Origin of the sequence: Allobosea rubneri, assembly GCF_032464875.1 — a bacterium.
Lineage (GTDB): Bacteria > Pseudomonadota > Alphaproteobacteria > Rhizobiales > Beijerinckiaceae > Allobosea > Allobosea rubneri.
In genome coordinates this window covers 79,372-101,225 of record NZ_JAWDID010000007.1, presented here as the reverse complement: position 1 = coordinate 101,225, position 21,854 = coordinate 79,372, and the positions used below count along the sequence as shown (strand labels likewise).

The 21,854-nt window shown below is 67.0% G+C and carries 21 protein-coding genes; 11 read left to right on the top strand and 10 right to left on the bottom strand.

Features of this window, described 5'->3' with window-relative positions:
- Positions 1-178: 178 nt before the first annotated feature.
- The 3 genes from RKE40_RS07055 to RKE40_RS07045 form a co-directional block, all read right to left on the bottom strand.
- A complete protein-coding gene (locus tag RKE40_RS07055; protein ID WP_316017527.1) occupies positions 179-940 on the bottom strand; it encodes an SDR family NAD(P)-dependent oxidoreductase in 762 nt (253 codons plus the stop codon).
- 65 nt (positions 941-1,005) lie between these two features.
- Positions 1,006-2,454, bottom strand: a complete 1,449-nt coding sequence (locus tag RKE40_RS07050; RefSeq protein WP_316017526.1) for a UdgX family uracil-DNA binding protein — start codon at positions 2,452-2,454, stop codon at positions 1,006-1,008.
- Complete coding sequence (locus RKE40_RS07045) at positions 2,454-3,719, bottom strand: putative DNA modification/repair radical SAM protein (protein WP_316017577.1); 1,266 nt, start codon at positions 3,717-3,719, stop codon at positions 2,454-2,456. The genes RKE40_RS07050 and RKE40_RS07045 overlap by 1 nt, the downstream gene beginning before the upstream one ends.
- 133 nt (positions 3,720-3,852) lie before the next feature.
- On the opposite strand from RKE40_RS07045, the gene RKE40_RS07040 reads away from it, so the two are divergent.
- A complete protein-coding gene (locus RKE40_RS07040) occupies positions 3,853-4,035 on the top strand; it encodes a hypothetical protein (protein ID WP_316017525.1) in 183 nt (60 codons plus the stop codon).
- Between the two features lie 142 nt (positions 4,036-4,177).
- Here the strand turns inward: RKE40_RS07040 and RKE40_RS07035 are convergent, their stop codons facing one another.
- On the bottom strand, positions 4,178-5,623 hold the full coding sequence (locus RKE40_RS07035; RefSeq protein WP_316017524.1) for an SNF2-related protein: 1,446 nt from the start codon (positions 5,621-5,623) through the stop codon (positions 4,178-4,180).
- Positions 5,620-6,570 (bottom strand): LysR family transcriptional regulator, encoded by a 951-nt coding sequence (locus tag RKE40_RS07030; protein ID WP_316017523.1) that lies wholly within the window; start codon positions 6,568-6,570, stop codon positions 5,620-5,622. The genes RKE40_RS07035 and RKE40_RS07030 overlap by 4 nt, the downstream gene beginning before the upstream one ends.
- 165 nt (positions 6,571-6,735) lie before the next feature.
- Between RKE40_RS07030 and RKE40_RS07025 the strand changes: the two genes are divergently transcribed.
- From RKE40_RS07025 to RKE40_RS07000, 6 genes are all read left to right on the top strand, one after another.
- A complete protein-coding gene (locus RKE40_RS07025; RefSeq protein WP_316017522.1) occupies positions 6,736-8,262 on the top strand; it encodes an ABC transporter substrate-binding protein in 1,527 nt (508 codons plus the stop codon).
- A gap of 164 nt (positions 8,263-8,426) precedes the next feature.
- Entirely contained in the window at positions 8,427-9,344 is a 918-nt protein-coding gene (locus RKE40_RS07020) for an ABC transporter permease (RefSeq protein WP_316017521.1), read from the top strand.
- 1 nt (position 9,345) lies between these two features.
- A complete protein-coding gene (locus RKE40_RS07015) occupies positions 9,346-10,242 on the top strand; it encodes an ABC transporter permease (protein ID WP_316017520.1) in 897 nt (298 codons plus the stop codon).
- Complete coding sequence (locus tag RKE40_RS07010) at positions 10,242-11,216, top strand: ABC transporter ATP-binding protein (RefSeq protein WP_316017519.1); 975 nt, start codon at positions 10,242-10,244, stop codon at positions 11,214-11,216. Before RKE40_RS07015 ends, RKE40_RS07010 begins: the two co-directional genes overlap by 1 nt.
- Positions 11,213-12,196: an ABC transporter ATP-binding protein gene (locus tag RKE40_RS07005; RefSeq protein WP_316017518.1), complete on the top strand. Its 984-nt coding sequence runs from the start codon at positions 11,213-11,215 to the stop codon at positions 12,194-12,196. The genes RKE40_RS07010 and RKE40_RS07005 overlap by 4 nt, the downstream gene beginning before the upstream one ends.
- A gap of 159 nt (positions 12,197-12,355) precedes the next feature.
- Entirely contained in the window at positions 12,356-13,744 is a 1,389-nt protein-coding gene (locus RKE40_RS07000; RefSeq protein WP_316017517.1) for a M20 family metallopeptidase, read from the top strand.
- Positions 13,745-13,756: 12 nt separating this feature from the next.
- Here the strand turns inward: RKE40_RS07000 and RKE40_RS06995 are convergent, their stop codons facing one another.
- Entirely contained in the window at positions 13,757-14,011 is a 255-nt protein-coding gene (locus RKE40_RS06995) for a hypothetical protein (protein ID WP_316017516.1), read from the bottom strand.
- 124 nt (positions 14,012-14,135) lie between these two features.
- On the opposite strand from RKE40_RS06995, the gene RKE40_RS06990 reads away from it, so the two are divergent.
- The gene (locus RKE40_RS06990) at positions 14,136-14,447 is read left to right on the top strand and encodes a hypothetical protein (protein WP_316017515.1); all 312 of its coding nucleotides are present in this window, start codon (positions 14,136-14,138) and stop codon (positions 14,445-14,447) included.
- Positions 14,448-14,501: 54 nt separating this feature from the next.
- Positions 14,502-15,149: a hypothetical protein gene (locus RKE40_RS06985; RefSeq protein ID WP_316017514.1), complete on the top strand. Its 648-nt coding sequence runs from the start codon at positions 14,502-14,504 to the stop codon at positions 15,147-15,149.
- Between the two features lie 11 nt (positions 15,150-15,160).
- Here RKE40_RS06985 and RKE40_RS06980 read toward each other — a convergent pair whose 3' ends face one another.
- The 4 genes from RKE40_RS06980 to RKE40_RS06965 form a co-directional block, all read right to left on the bottom strand.
- Positions 15,161-15,973, bottom strand: a complete 813-nt coding sequence (locus tag RKE40_RS06980) for an ABC transporter permease (RefSeq protein ID WP_066472647.1) — start codon at positions 15,971-15,973, stop codon at positions 15,161-15,163.
- A complete protein-coding gene (locus tag RKE40_RS06975; protein WP_390893273.1) occupies positions 15,973-16,803 on the bottom strand; it encodes an ABC transporter permease in 831 nt (276 codons plus the stop codon). The genes RKE40_RS06980 and RKE40_RS06975 overlap by 1 nt, the downstream gene beginning before the upstream one ends.
- Before the next feature lie 64 nt (positions 16,804-16,867).
- Positions 16,868-17,998 carry an ABC transporter substrate-binding protein gene (locus RKE40_RS06970; RefSeq protein ID WP_316017512.1) on the bottom strand — a complete coding sequence of 377 codons (1,131 nt, stop codon included), beginning with the start codon at positions 17,996-17,998 and terminating at the stop codon, positions 16,868-16,870.
- Positions 17,999-18,012: 14 nt separating this feature from the next.
- Positions 18,013-19,077, bottom strand: a complete 1,065-nt coding sequence (locus RKE40_RS06965; RefSeq protein ID WP_316017511.1) for an ABC transporter ATP-binding protein — start codon at positions 19,075-19,077, stop codon at positions 18,013-18,015.
- A 333-nt stretch (positions 19,078-19,410) separates the two neighbouring features.
- On the opposite strand from RKE40_RS06965, the gene RKE40_RS06960 reads away from it, so the two are divergent.
- Both RKE40_RS06960 and RKE40_RS06955 read left to right on the top strand, forming a co-directional pair.
- Positions 19,411-20,454 (top strand): ABC transporter ATP-binding protein, encoded by a 1,044-nt coding sequence (locus RKE40_RS06960; protein ID WP_316017510.1) that lies wholly within the window; start codon positions 19,411-19,413, stop codon positions 20,452-20,454.
- Positions 20,455-20,506: 52 nt separating this feature from the next.
- The gene (locus RKE40_RS06955) at positions 20,507-21,796 is read left to right on the top strand and encodes an ABC transporter substrate-binding protein (protein ID WP_316017509.1); all 1,290 of its coding nucleotides are present in this window, start codon (positions 20,507-20,509) and stop codon (positions 21,794-21,796) included.
- Positions 21,797-21,854: the final 58 nt, after the last annotated feature.

Genomic DNA, 21,854 nt, shown 5'->3' with positions numbered 1-21,854 from the left:
CCGCCCTTTCCGTCATGGTCGGGCTTGTCCCGACCATCCACGCCGTCGCTGGTCGAGACCAGTGTTCAAGACGTGGATGCTCGCCACAAGGGAGCGCATGACGAGCTGGAGCGGCGTCGTGGCATGGCTTCCGGTACTCCGCTTCGCTGCAGCCGGAATGACGGCGAGGCAAAAACCGCTACAGCCCACTGACCAGATGCCCGCCATCGGCGGCGACGACCGCGCCGGTCATGTAGCGGGCGGCATCCGAGCAGAGCAGCAGGAGCGGACCGTCGAGATCCTCCAGCTCGCCCGCCCGGCGCATCGGGATGCGCTTCTTCAGCGCCTCGCCGGCTTCGCTGGCGAAAAACTCGCGGTTGATGTCGGTGACGATGTAGCCGGGCGCCAGCGCATTGACCCTGATCGCATGGCGCGCCCATTCCAGCGCCAGCGCCTTGGTCATCTGGATCAGCCCGGCCTTGGAGATCGCATAGGGCGCGACCCGGCCGGCGACACGCTCACCGAGGATCGAGGCGATGTTGACGATGGCGCCGCCAACTCCCTGATCCACCATGATCTTCGCCGCCGCCTGTGCCGCGAAGAAGCAGCCCTTCAGGTTGACGTCGAGCTGGGCGTCCCATTGCGCCTCGCTCACCGAAAGCGCCTGCTCCGTCTCGCCGACGCCGGCATTGTTGACGAGAACGTCGAGCCCGCCGAGCAGGCCGGCGGCCTCAGCAATACCGCTCTCGATCGCCGCGACCGAGCCGACATCGAGCGAAACCGGCACGATCTTGCCGGGCAGGCCGGCCGCAGCCTGCGCCAGTGCCGCGAGCCGGTCGGTGCGCCGCGCCGCGGCAGCGACATGGGCGCCGCGTTCCGCCAGCAGCCGGGCGAAATGCGCTCCCAGTCCGGACGAGGCGCCGGTCACCAACACGCGCTTTCCCTTGAGATCCTCGAACACCGCCACCCCCCGTCGCAACAAGCCGCCGGAGGGGACAATGCCGCGCCATGCCGGTCAAGCCCGGTTCAGGCGGCCCGCGGCTGGCCCAGCGCAGGAACCCTTTCGAGGATGCTCGCGAGATCGGCCACGAAGCGGGCGGTCTCGCGCGCCCTCGCCGCCTCATCCGGCAGCCGCAAGAGATAGGAGGGGTGGACGGTGACCAGCAACGGCGTCCCGTCAGGCAAGGCCAGCTTGCGCCCCCGCGCCTCGGCGAGCGAGCCCGTCTCGCCGGTCAGCGCCTTGAGCGCGGTCGCGCCCAGCGCCACCACCAGCTGCGGCCTGACGAAGCCGAGCTCGAGATCGAGCCAGAAGCGGCAGGCCTTCACCTCGCCGGCATTCGGCTTCTCGTGGATGCGCCGCTTGCCGCGCAGCTGGAATTTGAAATGCTTCACCGCATTGGTGACATAGGCTTGGGTGCGGTCGAGCCCGGCATCGGCCATGGCGCGGTCGAAGACCTTGCCGGCCGGGCCGACGAAAGGCTTGCCGGCAAGGTCCTCCTGGTCGCCGGGCTGTTCGCCGACGAAGATCACCGGCGCGTTGCGCGTGCCTTCGCCGAACACCGTTTGGGTCGCATCGCACCAGAGATCGCAGCGCCGGCAGGAGCGCGCGGCGGCCGCGGCGTGCTCCCAGCTCTCGATCGCGGAAATATTGGAGGTGGCCGGTTCGGAAGCCGCCGCAGGCCGCCGCTTCTGCGGTGAGGTCGGAGCGCTCATGATCATCTCCTGCGTTCGCCGGGCAGCGTCGGCGATCAGGGGAGAAATCAGTTCGGCCTCCGGCAGGTTCCGCCAGTACTTCACCGGCATCTCCGCCCTCATCGCCTTCGGCTTCAGCCGGGCCGGGTTGAAGATGCTGGCGTAATAGGTCCGCCACCAGTCTTCCATCGCGTCGCTGGTCGGCGCCTGCGCCCGTGTTGCCGCTTCACCGAGCCTGAGCTCGCGCCCGTCCCAGAGCAGCGTCCCGCGCGGCGTCAGGATCGTCCAGCGCATGGTGGTGAAACGCTCGACGAAGAATGGCGCGACCTTCTGAAGGATATGGTGCTCGGGCTCGAACCAGGCGACGAAGGCCTCGCCGCCTTCCCCGTCATCCACTTCGCGGAAGCGCACGAAGGCGGTCATCTTGTGCATGTCGCGCCGGACCGAGCGCGCCAGCGCCTCGGCGCGATGGACGTCGTGGTCGGAGGCGATCTGGAGCAGCTCGCGCTCCTCCTGCAGGCGCCAGAGCAGGCGATAGAGCAGGTCGAAACGCGCAGGGTCGCTATGGCAGATCACCTCCTGCGCCAGCGCGATGAAGGCACGCGGTACACTGAGCGCCCTGCCCTCGCCGACCTCGACCACATCCTCGCCGAACAGGCCGGTGTCGTGATCGCCGACGCGCCAGTCGATCGCCGAGGGCGCGACCAGCGCTTGTGCGAAGCGTCGGGCGAAGCCGCGCCAGCCGTCGAAATCAGCGGGATGGGGGAGACGCGCGACGAACATCAGAGCAGCGCCAGTTGCTGCGGCTTCGGCGCCAATTGCGCCTTCAGTCTCTCGCCATCGAGCGCCGCGCCCGGCCGCCAGTCGGCAGTGACGATGAACTGCCTGAGCACCTTCAGGGAGCGCACCAAGCGCCCGACATCCTCCAGCCTCAAGCTCCGGAATCTGCGCATGGCGAGGATGCGATAGACACTCCGCGTACCGAGCCCTGGAATGCGCAGCAGCAGCTCGCGCTCGGCACGGTTGACATCGACCGGGAAGCGGCCGCGATGGCGCAAGGCCCAGGCGAGTTTGGGATCGACGGTGAGGTCGAGCATGCCGCCCGGCGCCGCATCCATTATCTCGTCGACCTCGAAGCCGTAGAAGCGCGTCAGCCAGTCGGCCTGGTAGAGCCGGTGCTCGCGCATCAGCGGCGGCTCCGACAGCGGCAATTGCTTGGATGAGTCGGGTATCGGGCTGAAGGCGGAGTAATAGACCCGGCGCAGACCATAGGCGCCGTAGAGATGAGCGCTGCGCTGCAGGATGGTGGTGTCGCTGGCTTCGTCGGCGCCGACGATCATCTGCGTGCTCTGCCCCGCCGGCGAGAAGGCCGGCGCCCGTTTCGAACGTTCGCGCTCGGCTGCGGCCTCATCGATCCTGAGCTTCAGCCCGCCCATGGCGCTGCGGATGTCGAGCGGCTGCTTTTCCGGTGCGAAGCGCTTGAGCGAGGTCTCGCTCGGCAATTCGACATTGATCGAGACACGGTCGGCGAACAGAGCGGCGCGGTCGATAAGATCCTGGCTCGCACTCGGGATCAGCTTGAGATGGATGTAGCCGCGGAAATCATGCTCCAGCCGCAGGCTCTCGGCGACGCGGACGAGCTCGCCCATGGTGTAATCCGGCGAGCGGATGATGCCGGAGGAGAGGAACAGGCCCTCGATATAGTTGCGCTTGTAGAAGTTCAGCGTCAGCGCCACGACCTCTTCGACCGAAAAGCGCGCTCGCCGGACATTGCTCGAACTGCGGTTGATGCAGAAGACGCAGTCATAGGAGCAGAAATTGGTCAGCAGGATCTTGAGCAGCGAGATGCAGCGCCCGTCCGGCGCATAGGAATGGCAGATGCCAGAGCCCGTGGTCGAGCCGACGCCCTTGCCGCCGACCGAATTGCGCTCGGCGGTGCCCGACGACGCGCAGGAGGCGTCGTATTTCGCGGCGTCGCTGAGAATTTCGAGCTTCTGAAGCGTGGTGAGCTGCGCCAAGCGCGCCTCCATGTTCATGATATGTTCCATCATGAACCAAACGCTTCCCCGCCGCCAGAGGTTCCAGCCTGCATGATCGTCGCACCGGACACGGCTCGACGGATCGGAACCGGGCTTGGGCCACCGCGTTCCCTTGCGAGGATAAAGTTGGACGGGGGAACCCATGTTTCGCATTCTGCTGGTGATCGCGGTCGTCGCGATCGGCTATGACGCCGTGGTCCATCGGGGCGCCTATACCCGCGACCTCTGGTACAAGGCCGTCGGCGTGACCGAGCGGGCCGTCGACGAAGCCAAGCGTGTCGGCGAGCGCCCCCCGGACGAGCCGCCGCGCACGCAGATGAACTAGCGCCTAGCCTTTCATTGTCATCCCGGACGCAGCGAAGCGGAGATCCGGGATCCATTCCGGATCATTTCCGAATGAGGTTCCGGAATGGATCCCGGGTCCCCCTGCGGCGCCCGGGATGACTCGTTAAAGGTGGAGGCAGCGTCTAAGCCGCCTCCCGCGCTAATGCCGCCTGCTCGATCTCGCCGGCGATCGCCTCGATCAGGGCGGTCTCATCGCCGGCCAGCCCCTCCATCGCCGCCATGCGCTGAAGCACGGTCCCGGCGACTTTCTCCTCCACCGTGTCCTCGGCGTAGGCATAGAAGATCGTCGCGTGCTGGCCGTCGCGATGGCAGCGGCCCTCGATCTGCTGGAGCTGGATCGCGCTGTGGCGCAGATCATGGACAACGAGCGCCCGCTCGCGCTCCCCGCCCGGCATCTCGCCCTTATGCAGCGAGATCGACTCCGTCACGGTGAAGACGACAGCGTCGAGCTTGCCGGTCTGGAAGGCGATCCGCGTCGCCTCATTCGCCTCGCCCGAATGCTCGCCGGTGATCGAGCCGACGCGCCAGCCCCGTCCCGCGAGCTTCTCCGCCAGCATGGCGCCGGTTTCTAGGAAGGCGACGGAGATCGCGACCTGCTCGTCGTTTTCCAGCAGGTCCTGGCAGAAGTCCGCCGTGCCGGCGGTCCTGAGCAGGCTCGCCTTCTGGCGAAAGCGCAGGTCGGCGGCCCAGCCGGCCGGCTTGCGAGTCGAGCCACCGGCAAGGCCGAGCTCGCGCCGGAATTCCCGCCAGGTCGCGTCGTAGAGCTTGCGCTCGGCGGCATCGAGCGCGACGGGGGCAAGCTCGCGCTGCACCTCGGGCCAGCCGGCGATCTCCTCCGGCCGGCGGCGCAGGCCGATGGCGTTGCGGCCGCGATAGAGCAGCTCGGCCATCACCTTGCGGTCGGCCTCGTTGGGCTCCCAGCTCCAGTTCTTCCAGCGCCCCTTGGCCCGGCCGATCTTCAGCTTCTTCATCAACTGCCTGAAGCCGTCGAGATCGGCGTCCGCCATGCCGGCCGCCCCGCTCAGGAGCCGCGCCAGATAGGAGAGCTCGTGCGGCGCCTGCCCGGCCGTCGCACTCATATAGATCGCGAACTCAGCGGCTGCCGCCATCTGCCGGCAGACCAGCCCCTGCTGCGAGTTCGGATTGCGGATGCGGTGCGCCTCGTCGATCACGACCAGCGGCCAGGTCCGCTTCGGCGTGCCGTGCTTGGCGAGCTCATTGTTCTTCGCCCGGGTCGAGCGCTTGTTGCTCGCAGGCGGCGGCGCGAGCAGCGACTTCGTCCGCTCGAAATTCATCAGGGTCAGCTTCTTCGCCGGCAGGCCGGAACGGGCGATGGTGCGCCGCCATTGCGGGATCGCGCCCTTCGGGCAGATCACCAGCACCTCCTGCTCCGGCATCGCCGCAATCGCGAGCCAGGCCGAGAGCGTCTTGCCGAGGCCGGTAAGGTCACCGAGCAGGAAGCCCGGCTTGCCCGCCGCCCGCGCCGCCAGGATCGCATCGCGCGCCACGAGCTGGTGCGGGTGCGGCACCATGATGTCGGGCGCGGCGCCCTGCCCCGCAGCGGTCATGCGCGGCGGTCCCCGGCTGTCGCGGGCGGCTCGGTCGCCATCGCCGCGAGCACGTCTGCCTGCTGCAGCTCCTCGATCAGCGTGCTGATGAAATTCGTCACCACCTTGGGCAGCGCGCGACCGGACATGGTCTGGATCTGCAGGCTGCGCGGCGGCAATTCGCCGTCCTTCAGCGGCAGCGCCACCACCGAGCCATCGCGGATCGAGGCCCCGAATGAGATCGAGCTGGCGAACATCACGGCGCCGCCGAGTTTGCAGAAATGGCGCAGGCTCGCGACATTGGTCGAGGTCAGCACGGGATCGACGGTCAGTCCGCGCGCCGAGAAATAGATGTCGACGATCTTGCGCACGGTCGCCTCGCTGTCGAGCACCGCGACCGGATGGGCGAAGATGTCCTCGATCCGCACGGTCTCCTGCTGCGCCAGCGGATGATGCGGCGCGACGAACGCGTAGGTCCGCGTCGCGCATTGCCAGTTGATGGTGACGCCGCGCTCCTGCTGCAGCACGAATGTCAGCCCGAGATCGATCGCGCCGGTGCGGACCTGCTCGGTCACGACCTGCGGCGACATCACCTTCATGTCGAAGGAGACATCGGGATGTCGCTGGCGGAAGGCATGGATCGTCTCGGGAATGAAGGAGACGGCGAAACCCTCGGTGACGCCCATGCGGATCAGCCCGCGGCCGGCGCCGTGCAGTTCGCGGATCTCGTTGACGACCTGCTCGGCCTCAAGCTCGAGCCGCTGCGCATAGGCCGCCAGCGTCTGGCCGGCCTGGGTCACGATCATGCCGTGCGAGCGCCGCTCGAACAGGTCCGCGTCGAGTTCCTTTTCAAGATTGGCGATCTGGCGGCTGACGGCGGAGGCCGCCACCCGCAGGCGCTGCGCCGCGGCGCTGACCGAGCCGGTCCGCGCCACCGCCAGGAAATATCGGAGGGCCGCTGTCTGCATCGCGCGGCTTTAGAGAAGCTTTGCCGGTTCGGCAACGATCCCTTCGATTCATTCTTATGGCGGCAAGCTCAATCCTTGGGCAGATTTCGAATAAAGCAAAACTGCGGCAGTCCAGCCGTGGCGGAGCTTTGTCAGCACGCTCGATGAAGCCGTGAGGGGATAAGAATGCGAATCTCGATGAAGACGCTGGCCGTCGCGCTGGCGGGTACCGCAATGGCGGCCCTGACCAGCATGCCGGCCTCCGCCCAGAAGGCCGCCAACACGGTCCGCTTCGCCTATGACCAGGCGCCCGAGAACGTCGACCCGTTCTTCAACAATGTCCGCATCGGCGTGATCATCGGCGCCAATGTCTGGGATACGCTGGTCTACCGCGACCCGAACACCAACGAGTACAAGGGCCAGCTTGCCAAGAGCTGGAAGCAGGTCGACGACAAGACCATCGAGTTCGAGCTGCGCGAAGGCGTGAAGTTCCACAATGGCGAGGAGTTCGACGCTGACGACGTCGTCTACACGCTGAACTTCATCTCCAAGCCGGAGAACAAGGTCGTCACCCAGGGCAACGTCAACTGGATCGAGAAGGCCGAGAAGCTCGACAAGTACAAGGTCCGCCTGACCACCAAGGAGGTCTTCCCGGCCGCGATCGAATATCTCGCCGGCCCGGTGGTGATCCATCCCAACGAGTATTACGAGAAGGTCGGCCCCAAGGGGCAGAACGAGAAGCCGGTCGGCTCGGGCCCCTACAAGGTCTCGAACTACGTGCCGGGCAAGTCGATCACGCTCGAGCTCAACAAGGACTATTTCAAGGATTCGCCGAAGCCGCAGCCCAAGATCGGCAAGATCGACATCCGCTTCATCCCCGACCGCCAGACCCAGATGGCCGAGATGCTCTCGGGCGGCGGCGACCTGATCATGCACGTCCCCAAGGACCAGGCCGATCAGCTCAAGACCGTGCCGACGCTGCAGGTCGTCTCCGGCGAGACGATGCGCATTGTCTTCATGCAGATGAACGTCCAGGACGGCACTCCGGCGCCGGCCCTGAAGGATGAGCGCGTCCGCAAGGCGATCATCCACGCGATCGACCGCGAGGCGATGGTCAAGAACATCGTCGGCGACGGCTCGCGCGTCATCAACACGATCTGCTTCCCCTCGCAGTTCGGCTGCACCGACGAGGGTGCGACCCGCTACAACTACGACCCCACCAAGGCCAAGGCACTGCTGGCTGAAGCCGGCGTCAAGGACCTGACCCTGGACATCGTCGCCTATCGCGAGCGCAACCAGACCGAAGCGCTGATCGGCTATCTCCAGGCCGTCGGCATCAAGACCAATCTGCGCTTCCTGCAATACGCCGCGATGCGCGAGCAGATCGCCACCAACAAGGCGATGCTGACGCACCAGACCTGGGGCTCCTTCTCGGTCAACGACGTCTCGGCGGCGACGCCGAACTACTTCGCCTTCCGCAGCGAGGACGTCACCCGCGATCCGGAGGTCCGCGACCTCCTGAACAAGGGCAACAACTCGGTCGATCCCGCGGTCCGCAAGGAAGCCTACAAGGGCGCGCTCAAGATCATCGCCGACAAGGCCTACGCGACGCCGCTCTACTCGCTTCCGGTCTACTACGTCGCCAACAAGGACCTGAACTTCAAGGCCTATCCGGACGAGATGGTCCGGTTCTGGGAGATGGGCTGGAAGTAAATCCAGCCACCTTCCCTGCCGTCCTCGCCCGCGCGGCGAAGCGATCCACCTAGGTTCCTTCGCCGCGCCCTGGCGCCGCGTGACGGCCTGCCTATGCCTACCTGCTACCGAGCGGCTGCCATGCAGCCGCCCGGGCCTATTTCAGCATCCTGCGAAAGCGACTTATGCTCGGCTTTATCCTCAAACGCCTTGGCCTGGCGCTGATGGTCGCGCTCGCGGTCTCGGCCATCGCCTTCTTCCTGCTGCGCCTGTCCGGCGACGTCGCGGTTGCGATCGCCGGCGAAGGCGCGCAGCAGGCAGACATCGACGTGATCCGCGAGACCTACGGTCTCAACCGGCCGCTTGTCGTCCAGTATCTCGATTGGCTCTGGAAGACCCTGCGCGGCGATTTCGGCACGTCGATCTACTTCAAGACCGACGTGTCCGAGCTGGTGCTGGCCAAGATGCCGGTGACGCTGATCCTCGGCCTGACCTCGCTCGCCTTCGCGCTGCTGATCTCGATCCCGCTCGGCGTGCTCGCCGCGATCTACGCCAACAGCTGGATCGACCGGGTCGCGCTCGCGATCGCCGTCTTCGGCCAGGCGATGCCGAACTTCTTCTTCGCGCTGATCCTGGTGATGCTGTTCTCGATCACCCTGCGCTGGTTGCCGGTCTCCGGCTCCGCGACCTGGCAACACTACATCATGCCGACCGTGGCGCTCGGCTATTATGCCGCTCCCGCCTTCATGCGTCTGATCCGCGCCGGCATGATCGAGGTGCTCTCGGCCGATTATATCCGCACCGCCCGCGCCAAGGGCCTGCCCTCCGGCAAGATCATCTTCAAGCATGCGCTGCGCAACGCCGTCGTTCCGGTGGTCGCCTTGGCGGCAGTGCAGCTCGGCTTCCTGCTCGGCGGCTCGGTGGTGATCGAGACGATCTTCGCGCTCGATGGCCTCGGCTACCTCGCCTATCAGAGCATTACCTACAAGGATTTCCCCGTCATGCAGGTCGTCGTCCTGCTGCTGTCGGTCGTCTATGTCCTGCTGACGCTGGCCGCCGACATCGCCAATGCCTGGCTCGACCCGCGCATCAGGGTGGCCTGAGATGAGCGAAACCTCCCTCTCCGTCGCCGAGACAGCCGAGCTTTCCGAAGGCCGCAAGCTGCTGCGCCGCTTCCTCGGCCAGAAGGCCTTCGTCTTCGGCTTCGGCCTGCTCGTGCTGTTCATCCTGATCGCGCTCGCAGCCCCGCTGCTGGCACCGCACGACCCGTATCTGCAGAACCTCACGGCGCGGAACATCCCGCCCTTCTGGTATGAGAAGGGCAACTGGGTGCATCCGCTCGGCACCGATCCGCTCGGCCGCGACTATCTCTCGCGCCTGCTCTACGGCGCCCGGATCTCGCTGCTGATCGGCATCAGCGTCGTGATCATCTCCGGGCTGATCGGGACGACCATGGGCCTGCTCGCCGGCTATTTCGGCGGCAGGATCGACATGGTGATGACATTCCTCGTCACCACGCGGCTCTCCATGCCGGTCATCCTGGTCGCGCTCGCCGTCGTCGCCATCGTCGGCTCCTCGCTCTGGATCGTCATCCTCGTGCTCGGCCTCCTGAAATGGGACCGCTTCGCCGTGGTGATGCGCAGCGCGACCCAGCAGGTCCGCTCGCTCGACTACGTCGCCGCCGCTCAGGCCGCCGGCGCCTCGACCAGCCGCATCATCTTCGGCGAGGTCCTGCCCAACATCGCCCCGCATCTGATCGTCGTCGCGACCCTCGAGGCGGGCAGTGCCATCCTGCTCGAGGCGGCGCTTTCCTTCCTCGGCCTCGGCGTGCAGCCGCCTTTGCCCTCCTGGGGCCTGATGATCTCGGAAGCCAAGGCCTACATGTTCTTCTCGTTCTGGCTCATCGCCCTGCCGGGCAGCGCGCTTGCCCTGCTGATCTTCGCCATCAACCTCGCCGGCGACGGCTTGCGCGACGTGATCTCGCCGGAGGGACGCGCCTGATGAGCGACGCCATCCTTCAGATCGACGGCCTCACCGTCGACATCGCGACGCCGCGCGGCTCGCTCCATGCGGTGCGCGACCTCTCCTTCAAGGTCGAGAAGGGCAAGACGCTCTGCCTCGTCGGCGAGTCCGGCTGCGGCAAGTCGATGACCTCGCTCGCGATCATGGACCTCCTGCCCAAGGCGGCGAAGAAGAGCGCAAGACGCCTCTCCTTCGCCGGCGAGGACCTCGCCAAGGCGACGCCGAAGCGGATCAACGCCCTGCGCGGCGACCGCATGGCGATGATCTTCCAGGAACCGATGACGGCGCTGAACCCGGCCTACACCATCGGCGACCAGATGACCGAGGCCTACAAGCTGCACCGCAAGGCGAGCGAGGCGGAAGCCCGCGATCGCGCGATCCTGCTGCTCGGCAAGGTCGGCATCGCCAATGCCGCCCAGCGGCTCGGCCAGTATCCGCACCAGCTCTCGGGCGGCCTGCGCCAGCGCGTCATGATCGCCATGGCGCTGATGTGCTCGCCCGACCTCCTGATCGCCGACGAGCCGACCACCGCGCTCGACGTCACCATCCAGGCCCAGATCCTGCGCCTGCTCGCCGACCTCCAGCAGGAGCTCGGCATCGCCATGGTGCTAATCACCCATGATCTCGGCATCGTCGCCCGCATCGCCGACTGGGTCGGCGTGATGTATGCCGGCCAGATCGTCGAGGAGGGCCCGACCGAGGCGATCTTCCGCAATCCGCGCCACCCCTACACGCAGGGCCTGATCGACTGCATCCCGGTGCCTGGCCGTACCGAGCCCGGCGGCAAGCTCGGCGTCATCCCCGGCGTCGTGCCCTCGCTCGTCGGCGAGATCAGGGGCTGCAGCTTCCGCGACCGCTGCAAGCACGCCAAGCCTGCCTGCGCCGAGGCGCCCCCGCTGCGGCAGCGGCCGGACGGCCATAGCTGGCGCTGCATTCTGGAGGACGCGGCATGAGTGCGACCAATCCGATCCTGCTCGAGGCGCGTGACCTCACCCGTTCCTTCTCGGTCAGCCAGGGCCTGTTCAAGGGCAAGCGCAAGCTCCACGCCGTCAACGGCGTCTCGCTCGCCATCGCCAAGGGCGAGGTGCTCGGCATCGTCGGCGAATCCGGCTGCGGCAAGTCCACCTTGGCGCGCATGCTGCTCGGCCTGCTGCCGCCGTCCAGCGGCGAGATCGCGCTCGCTGGCGAGAATGTCGGCAAGCTCGGCCGGCTCGGCATGGCCAAGCGCGTCCAGCCGGTGTTCCAGGACCCGTATTCCTCGCTGAACCCGCGCCGCACCATCGCCTCGATCGTCGCGCTGCCGCTCGCCGTCCAGGGCATCGGCACCGCCAAGGAACGCCGCGAGCGCGCTATCGCGATCCTCGACAAGGTCGGCCTGCCGCGCCGCTTCGCCGACCGCTATCCGCGCGAGCTCTCCGGCGGCCAGCGCCAGCGCGTCGCCATCGCCCGGGCGTTGATCCTCAATCCCGAGATGGTGGTCTGCGACGAGCCGACCTCGGCGCTCGACGTCTCCGTGCAGTCACAGATTCTGAACCTGCTGAACGATCTGCGCAGCGAGCTCGGGCTGACCTATGTCTTCATCAGCCACAACCTCGTCGTCGTCGAGCATATCGCGACGCGGGTGGCGGTGATGTATCTCGGCCGCGTCGTCGAACTCGCCGATACCGCGACGCTGTTCAAGGCGCCGCGCCATCCCTACACCAAGGCGCTGCTCGCCTCCGTGCTGACGCCGGAACCCGGCAAGGGCATCCCGGAGACCGGGCTCGGCCTCGCCTTCCCGGACCCGCTCAACCCGCCGCCCGGCTGCCCCTTCCACCCGCGCTGCCCGGCGAAAATGCCGCAATGCGCCACGGTGACGCCGAAGCTGCGGGCCGACACGGCCGGTCTGGTCGCCTGCCATCTCTACGACGAACCGGCGAGCACCGCCGCCTGACATGTCCATTTCCCCCTCGGTCCTCATCGTGAGGAGCGATCGCAGATCGCGTCTCGAAGGATGCCTCCAGCAAACTCTGGAACATCCTTCGAGACGCCGCTGCGCGGCTCCTCAGGATGAGGCCGGGACAAATAGAATTCCCAGCGAGGAGACATTCCCATGACCCGCGCCCAGGCCGTCGCGCACGCCCAGGACTACTTCGATTCCGGCAGCCTCAAGCGCGACCTCTCGCGCCTCATCGCCATGCCGACCGAGAGCCAGAATCCCGAGCGCGCCCCGGTGCTCAGCGATTATCTCGAAAACGAGATGCGCCCGTTGCTCGAAGGCCTCGGCTTCACCTGCAGGACGCTGACCCATCCACGCGCCAAAGGACCGTTCCTCTTCGCCGAGCGCATCGAGGACCCGTCCCTGCCGACGATCTTCGGCTACGGCCATGGAGACGTCATCCGCGGCCTCGACGCCCAGTGGAGCGAGGGCCTCTCGCCCTGGACGCTCACCGAGCGCGGCGACCGTTGGTACGGTCGCGGCGTGGTGGACAACAAGGGCCAGCACGTCATCAACATCAATGCGCTGCGCGCTGTGCTCGAGACCCGCGGCAAGCTCGGCTTCAACGCCAAGTACCTGATCGAGATGGGCGAGGAATGCGGCTCCCCGGGCCTGCGCGAGCTCTGCACCGAGCAGAAGGAGCTGTTCAAGTCGGACGTGCTGATCGGCTCCGACGGGCCGCGCCTCAATGCCGAGCGCCCGACCGTCTTCCTCGGCTCGCGCGGCGGCGTGACCTTCGATCTCTCGATCAATGCCCGCGACGGCGGCCACCATTCCGGCAACTGGGGCGGCATCCTTTCCGACCCCGCGATCCAGCTCGCCCATGCCATCGCCTCGATCGCCGGGCCGACCGGCCAGATCCGCATCCATGAATGGGTGCCGAAGGAGCTGCCCGAGCCGGTGCGCAAGGCGCTAGCCGATTGCGAGGTCGATGGCGGCCCTGACGGCCCGACCATCGACCCGAACTGGGGCGAGCCCGGCCTGTCACCGGCCGAGCAAGTCTTCGGCTGGTGCTCTTTCGACGTGCTGGCGATGAAGTCGGGCGTGCCAGAGACCCCGGTCAACGCCGTGCCGCCGAGCGCCTGGGCCCGCTGCCAGCTACGCTTCGTCGTCGGTATCGACCCGAACGAGGTGCTGCCGGCGCTGCGCCGCCACCTGAAGCGCCAGGGGCTCGACATGGTCGAGGTCACCCTCGCCCGCGACGAGATCTTCAACGCGACCCGTCTCGACCCCGAGGACGCCTGGGTCCATTGGGCGCTGGCCTCGATCGCAAAGACGACCAACAAGAAGCCGGCGCTGCTGCCCAATCTCGGCGGGTCGCTGCCGAACGACATCTTCTCGGAGATCCTCGGCCTGCGCACGATCTGGGTGCCGCATTCCTATCCGGGCTGCTCGCAGCACGCCCCGGACGAGCACCTCCCGGTCGCGATCGCCCGCGAGGCGCTCGGCATGATGGCCGGGCTCTACTGGGACCTCGGCGACGGCAACACGCCGGCGCTCTGACCCGCTACCTCCTCACTCCTGCGGCTGGCGCGGATCGCGCGCCGGCGGCAGGTCGACAGGCGTCGCCGGCGGTGTTTCCGGCGGCGCATCGGGCGGCAGCTCCGGCGGCGGCTCGGTCGGAATGCCGACGGGCTCCGCATCGGGCGGCGTCTCGATCGGCGGCGCCGGCGGAACCTCGCCCGGCGTCAGCGGCGGCAACTCTGGCGGCGGCATTGGCGGCATCGGATCGCCGCCGGGCTCGCCTGCGGCCTGATGAAACATCGTCATCTCGTACTCCCTTTGCCTGACGCAACGCGGCGCCCCCGCGAAAGTTCGGCACAGGCGAGGCCCCGCGGAACAATGCCGCGGCTCGTGGCTTGGTTCGGCAACAGGCCAGCCAGGGAGAGCCGCCATGCCGGAGAACCCCAAGCCGCGCGAGAACCCGGCGCTGCTCGACGAACGCATCGAGAGTGATGCCGTCCGCCCGGAAGATGCCTCGGTCCGTCCCGATCCCGATCTTGCGGGCCGCGACCGGCGCAAGGTCAGCGACGAGACCAATGTCCACGATGCCGGCAGCGACGCCAACGACACGATCGACGGCCTGACCGAGCAGGAAGAAGCCGTCAGGCACGCCGCCGAGGACATTCCGACCAGTCAGGACCCGGCCGGGCCCACCGAGGCGACACCCGTCTTCGACCGCGGCTCGGCTCCGCCGAAGGTCTGAAGGGTCAGTTCATCCCGTCTGGCTTCCGCAGCGGCAGGCAAGCTAGGCTGAAGGATGAGCTTCGCGATCCGCCCGAGCCGTCACCTATGGTTGTGCCCGGCAGCCCTCGCCGCGCTGACCTTCGGCGTCATCCTCGCTGCGGCGCAGCCCCTCGCCCCGATCGCCTGCACCGGCCCCTTCGCCCGCAACGCCGACGAGGCGGCGTTGCTCCGGGCCTTCGGCAAGGAGAATGTCCGGCGGGCGCGCATCGAGGTCGGCGAGGGCGAAAAGCAGCCGGGCGCCATCATCTTCCCGGGCGACAGCAAGCGGCGCATCGAGCTGATCTGGCAGGACGGCGCGAAACGTCGTCGTCCAGCAACGATCTATATCCGCGAAGGCTCTGGCCAATCGGTGGAGGGCCCGGACGGCATGCGCATCGCGATCGGCACGCCGCTCGCGGCGGTCGAAAAGGCCAATGGCGGACCCTTCACCATTCTCGGCTTCGGCTGGGATTATGCTGGCACCGCGACCGACTGGCGTGGCGGAAAGCTCGCCAAGGCAGGCGGCGGTTGCCGACTGCTCCTGCGTTTTCATGACACGCCCGGCGCTGACGGCGCGGCGCTCGATCGCGTTTCCGGCGACAGCGAGTTTTCCTCAGGCGATGCCGACATCAAGGCGGTGAAGCCGGTCGTCGGCGAGATTCTGCTGTCCTGGACGGAGTAGCGGCGCCGATCTCAGGCGCCGACCTTGGCCAGAACGTCCGCCCGCAGGAAGCGTTCGATGAACAGCATGAACAGCACCGAGGGCACGAGCAGGATCAGCGCCGTGATCGAGGCGACCTGATAGTTGCCGCCCATCGCCGCATTGTAGAGCAGGAGCGGCAGGGTCGTGACCTGCGGCACGCCGACGAAGAAGGTGCCGGTGAACTCGTCGAGCGATTCCAGGAAGACGAAGATGCCGCTCGCGATGATCCCCGGCATCGCCAAGGGCAATGTCACCGTGAAGAAGGTGCGCAGCGGTGAGGCTCCGATATTGCGCGCGGCGAGTTCGAGGTCTTTGTCGACGGCGGCAAAGGCCGCGGCCGCGATCCAGACCGAATACACCAGCCCGTGCGCGGCATGGACCAGCACCACGCCCAGCACCGTGCCGTTGATGCCGAGTTGGTAGAAGACGCGGGCGACGTTGATATAGATCGCGACTGAGGGAAAGGCCTGCGGCAGCAGGAAGAGTACCATGAAGGCCGCCCGCATCGGCAGCTTCAGCCGCGCCAGCGCGTAGCCGGCCGGGATCGACAGAGCGAGTGCGACGATCACCGTCAGCACCGCGATCCAGACGCTGGTGCCGAGCGAGGCCATGGCGTCGCCGGTAGGCCGGAAGACCTGCTCCCAATAGCGCGTGCCATAGGTCACCGGCAGCTTGTAGGGCGTGTACCAGCGCTCGGCGACCGACCACAGCGCGAGATTGGCGAGCGGGCCGATCAGCACGAAGGCGAAGGCGGTGAGGACGGCGGCCGCGAAGGTCGCCCTGGCGGCGGAGGCGAGCCGCATCATGGCGCACCCTCCTTCGCCAGCCCGCGTTTCAGGTAGAGGATCGCAGCGCCGGCGCTGATCAGATAGGTGATGACCCCGAGCGCATTGGCGGTCGCGTAGTCGCCATAGGCGTTGATCCGGAACGCCATGTCGACGGTCAGCATGGTCGGCTGCGAGCCGGCGACCATCATCGGCACCGAGAGCACCGAGAGCATCGTCACGAAGGACAGGACGAGCGCGACCAGCAGCGTCGGCATCACCTGCGGCAGGGCGAGCTCGAAGAGCACGCGCGGTCGCGAGGCCCCGAGATTGCGGCCGGCCTCCAGCGTCGCACGGTCGATCGAGGCGAGGGCGCCGGCGAGCAGCAGCGCGACGAAGGGCGTCTGCTTCCAGACGAAGGTGGCGATGATGCCGCGCCAGTCGAGGAAGCTCGTCGCGCTCAGCGGCTCCATCAGTCCGAGCGAGACGAAGGTGTTGTTCATCAGCCCGTTCTTGGCGAGGAAGGTGCGCATGCACTGCGCCGCGACGATGAACGGAATGAACAGCGGCCAGCGATAGAGCGCCCGCAGCGTGCCGACGACCCAGCGGTTCTCGCCGAGCGTCAGCGTTCCGGCGATCGCGATGGCGGCGAGCCCGGTCAGCACGCAGGAGGTCACCACGATGATGATGGTGAAGAGGATGTCGCCCGAATAGAGTTCGAAGGCCTTGGCGAACCATTCCAGCGTCAGCGAGCCGTCCGGCCGGGTGAAGGCCGAGACCAGCGAGAAGCCGAGCGGGTAGAGGAACAGCGCCGCGACGAGGAACAGGCCGGGAGCGATCAGGATCAGCGCCAGTTGGCGTTGAGACAGCATGGTGGGCGCCATCGGGAAAGATGCGGCCCGGCAGGAACCGGGCCGCGATTGGGGGTAAGGCTCAGTTCGCGACCTTCTTCTCGTAGCTTTCGAGAATGTCGTTGAAGTAGGGCGCGATCGGGAAGGGCTTCGCCTTGGCGCTGAGATCGGCCGGGGTGATGTCGGTGAAGAGCTTGTTCCAGGCGGCCTGGTCGAGCTTGCCCTCGAGGTTCTTGGCGTCGATGCCCGGATACCAGTTGAAGCGCTTGACGATGCCGTCGGCCTGGACCTGCGGGCTGGTGGCGAGAGCGATGAACGCTTCGGCCAGCTTGCGATGGGCGGTCTTCTCCGGGACGGCGTAGTACATGGGCTGGCCCGGCATGCCCGGTGCGGCGAGCTTCAGCTTCATGTTCGGCGGCAGCTTGCCGTCGGCCTGCCAGGAATAGAACATGTCGACCCAGACCGGCCCCATGGCGATCTCGCCGCGGTTCAGCATGTCGAGGGTGCCGGCATTGCCGGGGGTGATGACGGCGTTCTTGTTGAAGGTCTTGAGGTCGGCGAGCGCGCCGTCCCAGCCGGCCTTCACCGCCGGATCATAGGGTCCCTTGACCAGCTTGTCGGCATCGCCGCCGAAGGCGTAGACCCAGCCGGTGACGAAGGCGACGCCGGACATGCCGCCCTTGATGCCGTTATAGCCGAACTGCTTCGGGTTCTTGCCGACCCAGTCCTTCAGCTCGGCGAAGCTGTTCGGCGGCGTCTTGAGCAGGTCCGCATTGTAGGCCAGCGCCGTCTGTGACTGGAACATCGGCATCACATAGCCGAAGACATCGGCGCCGAGCGAGTTCTTCGCCGCCTCGCTGGAGACCAGCTTCGCGGTGTCGACCCCATCGGTGTACTTGGCCAGAAGCCCTTCCTTGACCATCGTGCCAGCCGCCTTCTGGTGGATGACGACGACGTCGAAATCCGTGGCGGCGGAGGCCTTCTGGGCGTCGAGCTTCTCGTAGATCTTCTGCGAGCCGGAATCGCCCGGCCCGGTGCCGACCGAGACGACCTTCACCCCGGGATGGGCCTTCTCGAACATCGGCCCGAGATAGTCCTTCACATAGTCGACCATGTTCTGGTCGCCGGCCGTGGCGACGTTGAGTGTCTGCGCCGAAAGCGGCGTCGCCGCCATCAGCGCTGCGATCGAACAGGCAATCGTGAGCGTGCGCATGTGATCAACCCCTGTCAGGCAGCAAGCCCGGCCTCGGATGCCGGGAAGATGTGAAGGCGCTGCACGGGAATGCGCAGCCCGACCTTCGCTCCGAGTTCGTGACGGGTGGCGTCGTCGACCGTGACCTCGCAGTCGTCGGTCTTGACGCGATAGCGATAGACCCCACCCGGATAGGCACGGGCCGCGACGCGGCCCGCCATCACCAGATCCCCCGCCGACGGCGCATCAGCCGCGTCGAGGCGCGCGACGTCGTCGCGGAAATAGGCAACGGCCTTGCCGGCCGGCAGGAGATCGCGCAGCGCCGGCGGCAGCTCGGCCGCGGCGTCGCCGGCAAGGAGCGACGCGCTGCCAGCGGAATGCTCGACGCGCAGCGGCAGGATGTTCTCGGCGCCCATGAAGTTCGCGACGAAGGCGCTGGCCGGGCGGTCATAGACCTCCTCCGGCGTGCCGACCTGGGCGATCCGACCGGCTTCCATGATGACCAGCCGGTCGGCCATGGTCATCGCCTCCTCGCGGTCATGCGTGACATGGACGGCGGTCACGCCGAGGCGCTGCTGGATCGCCCGGATCTCGTGCCGCATGGTCATGCGGATCTTGGCGTCGAGATTGGAGAGCGGCTCGTCGAGCAGCAGGATGCCGGGATCGATGGCGAGCGCCCGCCCGAGCGCGACGCGCTGGCGCTGGCCGCCAGAAAGCGCCGTGACCTTGCGGCCCTCATAGCCGGAGAGGCCGAGGAAGGCGAGCATCGAGGCGACCTTGGCGGCGATCTCTGCCTTCGGCACGCCGCGCAGCTTCAGCCCGTAGCCGATGTTCTGCAGCACGGTCATATGCGGCCAGAGCGCATAGGACTGGAACACCATCGCCATGCCGCGCTTTTCCGGCGGCAGGCCGGCAACATCGCGCCCTCCGACGATGATCGAGCCGGACTGCACCGGCACGAAGCCGCTCAGCGAGCGCAAGAGCGTGGTCTTGCCGCAGCCGGAGGAGCCGAGCAGCGCCGTGAAGCTTCCGGGCGAGAAATCGAGATCGACGCCGTGCAGCACGCGCGTGTTGCCGTAGCCAACGTGCAGACCGCGCACGCTGATCGCCTCGCCCGAGCGCAAGCTCTGTTGCCGTTCGGCCTGCAAACGCCTTCTCCCTCACGCGATCTTATTCCGGCAAAATGGATCATACATTCCATTTTGCAGCTCGCTTGGAATAAGCGTAGCGGACACTTGCACCGGTGTGCAACAGCTTTGTGAAGGTCTGCGATTGCCGTTTCAGCTCGCTTCCATCGGGCTCGAAACGGCTGTGGAGGGGGTCTTGTGCGCGCGGAATTTCCCGTCATGCTCGCGCACGTCGGGGGGCGGGGCGTGAGGACGCCGCGGATTCGGCTGGGCAGGGCAGCGCCTCGGGGGAGAGCCAGTCAGCGTATGGTTTCAGTCGAACTCAAGGCCGTTTCGAAGAACTGGGGCGGAACCCCGGCGGTCGACGGCGTCACCTTCACCGTCGGGCAAGGCAAGCTCGTCGCCCTGCTCGGCCCTTCCGGCTGCGGCAAGTCGACGACGCTGCGGCTGATCGCCGGGCTGGAGGATGCCAGCTCGGGGGTGATCGCGATCGGCGGCAACGACGTCACCAACGCACCGCCCTCGCGCCGTGGCATCGCCATGGTCTTCCAGAACTACGCGCTCTTCCCGCACCTCTCGGTGGCGGAGAACATCCTGTTCGGCCTCAAGGTCCGCAAGCTGCCGCGCGCCGAACGCGACGAGCGCCTGGCCCGTGCCGCCGAAATCCTCGGCCTCGGCGCCCTGCTCGACCGCAAGCCGTCGCAGCTTTCCGGCGGGCAGCAGCAGCGCGTCGCGCTCGGCCGCGCCATCGTCGCGCGGGCCCCGGTCTGCCTGATGGACGAGCCGCTCTCCAATCTCGACGCCCAGCTGCGCGTCGAGATGCGACGCGAGATCCGCGAGCTGCAGCAGAAGCTCGGCATCACCATGGTCTACGTCACCCATGACCAGGTCGAGGCGATGACCATGGCCGACCAGGTCGTACTGATGCGCAATGGCCGGATCGAGCAGGACGCCCCGCCCGACCAGCTCTACGAGAACCCGGCGACGATCTTCGTCGCCCGCTTCGTCGGCACGCCGCCGATGAACGTCATCCCGCTCGGCTCGGTCGTGACGCAAGGCGGTGGCGAAGGCCTCTCGCCGCCGGCCCATGTCGAGCCGGGCGCGCTCGCGGTCGGCATCCGTCCGGAGATGACCGAGCTGGCCGAGAGCGGCATTGCCGCCGATGTCGTCGCGGTCGAATATCTCGGCGCCGACACGCTGGTCGAGACCCGGATCGACGGGCATCCGTTCATCGTGCGCCGGCCCGGCAAGGTCCGCGCCATGGCCGGCGACCGCGTCCACATCAGACTGTCACAATCGGCGGTGCACTGGTTCGACCTGAAGACCGAGCAAAGGCTCGTCCTCGACTGACGACGCCTGAATAACCAGGCGTTCAAACGCCGTAGCAGGGGAGAAATGAGACATGGACAGGCGTGAATTCCTGAGCGGCACCGCGGCCCTCGCCGGCTCGCTCGCCGTGGCGAGGCCGGCCCTCGCCCAGACCGCCGAGCTTTCCTTCTTCTACCCGGTCGCCGTGGGCGGGCCGATCACCAAGCTGATCGACGCCTATGCCGCCGGCTTCGAGAAGGAAAATCCGACCATCAAGGTCAAGCCGATCTATGCCGGCACCTATCAGGAGACCATCGTCAAGGCGCTCACCGCCCACAAGAGCGGTACGCCGCCGGTGCTCTCGGTGCTGCTCTCGACCGACATGTTCACGCTGATCGACGAGGAAGCGATCGTCCCCTTCGACCCCTACATCAAGACCGATGAGGACAAGAAGTGGCTCTCGAGCTTCTTCCCGGGCTTCATGGAGAACAGCCAGACCGGCGGCAAGACCTGGGGCATCCCGTTCCAGCGTTCCACCGTGGTCCTCTACTGGAACAAGGAGCTGTTCAAGGAAGCCGGGCTCGACCCCGAGAAGCCGCCGAAGACCTGGGCCGAGCAGCTCGAATTCGCGCAGAAGCTGACCAAGCGCGACGCCGCCGGCAATGTGACGCAATGGGGCATCCAGATCCCCTCCTCCGGCTTCCCCTACTGGCTCTTCCAGGGCCTGACGACGCAGGCCGGCGCCATCCTCGCCAATCCGGCCGGCGACAAGACCGATTATGCCAATCCCGGCGTCGTCGAGGCACTGCAGTACTGGGTCGACCTCTCGCAGAAGCACAAGGTCCACCCGCCCGGCATCGTCGAATGGGGCACCACGCCGCGCGACTTCTTCGAGAAGAAGGTCGCGATGATGTGGACCACCACCGGCAACCTGACCAATGTCAGGACCAACGCAAAATTCCCCTTCGGCGTTGCGGTCCTGCCCGCCGGCAAGAAGCCCGGCAGCCCGACCGGCGGCGGCAACTTCTATCTCTCCAAGAAGGCGAGCCCGGCCGAGCAGGAAGCCGCGTTCAAGTTCGTGCGCTGGATCACCACGCCCGAGCGTGCCGCGCAGTGGAGCGCCGATACCGGCTATGTCGCGGTGACCCCGGCGGCCTACGAGACCGAGGCGATGAAGAAATACGTCGCCGACTTCCCGCAGGCGCTCGTCGCGCGCGACCAGCTGCCGACCGCCGTCGCCGAGCTCTCGACCCATGAGAACCAGCGCGTCACCAAGGCGCTGAACGACGGCCTGCAGGCTGCCCTCACCGGCACCAAGCAGCCGGGCCCGGCGATGGCCGACGCCCAGGCGGAAGCCGAGCGCATCCTGAAGTCGTATCGCTAGGACGTCGTCGATGAAGCCCAACCGTCATTGCGAGCGAAGCGGAGCAATCCAGGAAGAC